Raw genomic sequence first — 2266 nt, 5'->3', positions numbered from 1 at the left:
TATGTGTAGTATTACTTTTACTCCAAATTTCACTTGTATTCTTATTCTTATAATTACCACCTTTTATTTTGGTAAAATCATCTGGGTGATGAGGTTGGTGTTCTAACAAAATCGCCTACATCTGCACTATTTACTTTTTTCTTCGGATTGTCTAAATGACATTTTGCCAGCCCAAAAGGATCAATAAAATTGACCGGATTATCGACATAGCCATATGGGTTAAACCCGCCCAATAATCCAATGGGATCTTAGTGACAACCCCAGAAATATTATACTTTTTAAGGATATTTTTCATTTTAACATCAGCTTATTAAGAACTATTTAATCCGTTCCGTTCACAGTCGTGAAGCCGGAAGATCACGGGGATCTTTCCGGCTTTAAAACTAATTAACAAAATTATATTTTGTGAATATTACATTTTCTATCTGCTAAAATTGCCATGAAGGTATCATAGTAATTGCAATCAGGAGGACTAATTCTTTCTAAAAAAATTTTTAATTTATTCATATTTTCAATATAAATATTAATTTCTGATTTTTCATAGCTAAGATCACCCAATAAATCATCAAACCCGTGAAAATCTCTACCTATATATCCTCTTTTACCCCAGAATGCTTCTCCAAGCATGCAAAAGAAGTCAAGATAATTATTGATGCCTTCTAAGGTTAGTGAGACATTAAGTATTTTATTAGGTTTTGGTGGGAAAAGTTGCTGCCAGTATAAACATGCGGTTAACCATAGATTTTTTGCTTCTAAGCATTTGTTATTTTTCCAGTAGATAAAATCATTTCCTTTAACCCACTCTTTTAAAATAGCAATAATGGTAAGAGGTGGCTCATCAGAAGTTTTTATTACGAATGAAAACTCTTGACTGTTTGTAAGAGTATTTTCTTTGTCTATTATATGACCATCAAATTCAAATACACATACCCCATTGATATAATAGGATATAGTAATGGTGTCTTCTTTTTTTACTTTGACACTCTTCTGAACCTTTATTTTTTTTGATCTTAATAGAATCAAACCGAAATGATTTCTTTCATGATTACTCAGGTGAAAAAAGTCAATATCATCGGCTATAGCACATTCTACTTCATTAATATATATGCAATATTTACTGTGGGTCATAGTATTGACATTCCTGTTGAATAATTTAATGTTTATCATTTCATTGGCTTGTGCCCTGGAGATTTACCACCATCGGGGTACCAAGGACTCGGAAATTTATAGACTTTTTCGTAATCATGATTTAGTACATATCCATATATTTTTTGACCATTCGGTAATGTTTGTTCTAGTATGCGATGGTGTGGGTCAAGCCCTTTTCCTGAATGAACTACTTGCCATTCTTTAGCTCCGATCCAGAATTTATTCGTTTTTCCTTTTCTATCTTCTAGGGTTTTTTGAATCCCAGTATCTTTATGTACCCTTGGAGTACCTTTTCCTGTGATTATATCTTCATATTCTCCCCTAACGCTTTTAGGAACTGGGTTTGGTGAAGATAATTTAAGGGACTTATCACAATCTTCACCCGCCAATCCCCAAGGATCAACCCAACCTACCGGATTATGGACATACCCATAAGGATTCACCCCACCCGCTAAGTTCAACGGATCGGGCGAAATATACTGCGCCGTCTCCGGGGAGTAATAGCGATGAAAATTATAGAATAAACCGCTCTCTTCGTCTTCAAATTGACCTAAGAACCTGAAATTGCACCCCACATGATAATCCGGGTTATTCGACGCAATTACCTGCGATTTCTCGGCTTTTCCCCACGTCTTCAACCGCTGCGCCCAGATCAGCACGCCCTGCTCATTCAACATTTCGCGCACGGTGCCCTGATGGTCGCTGACAATATAATGCAGCTTACCTTTTTCAACGCGCGCGGAGGGCGTCAGTGCCCCCGGCTCGTACAGCCAGCGCACGCGGCTGTCCAGCGCCAGCGAACCGTCGGCGTAAACCGGCGTTTCTTCGATAAGCTGGTCACCGCTCCACAGGTATTCCTGCCCGTAAATGGCCGTGGCGCGGGGCGTCAGATCCGGCCGGCCATTTAACCACCGTTGCAGGTTGGTCGCCGTCAGCTTTCCGTCGTGAACCTTGAGTTTCCGGATCCTTCGGCCAAACGGATCATAGGCATAGTGCCAGCGTGAGCCGTCCGGGGTTTCACAGTGGGTAAGCTGGTTTTGGGTGTCCCAGCGGTAGCGCCAGACCTGCGGGCGGAATCCGTCACGTTGTTCGGTTTTTTCCACCAGACGGCCATTGT

Annotated in this window: 2 protein-coding genes; both read right to left on the bottom strand. The window is 40.4% G+C overall.

What is annotated here, in order from left to right; translation table 11 throughout:
- Positions 1 to 396: 396 nt before the first annotated feature.
- Positions 397 to 1128, bottom strand: coding sequence for a hypothetical protein (locus PSI15_RS17680; protein WP_273584660.1), 732 nt, complete (start codon positions 1126 to 1128; stop codon positions 397 to 399).
- 35 nt (positions 1129 to 1163) lie between these two features.
- Positions 1164 to 2266 (bottom strand): RHS repeat domain-containing protein (locus PSI15_RS17675; RefSeq protein ID WP_337928948.1); only part of this gene is annotated, 1103 nt, incomplete at its 5' end.

Origin of the sequence: Xenorhabdus sp. PR6a, assembly GCF_028599065.1 — a bacterium.
GTDB lineage: Bacteria > Pseudomonadota > Gammaproteobacteria > Enterobacterales > Enterobacteriaceae > Xenorhabdus > Xenorhabdus doucetiae.
This window is presented reverse-complemented; position numbering and strand designations above follow the sequence as displayed.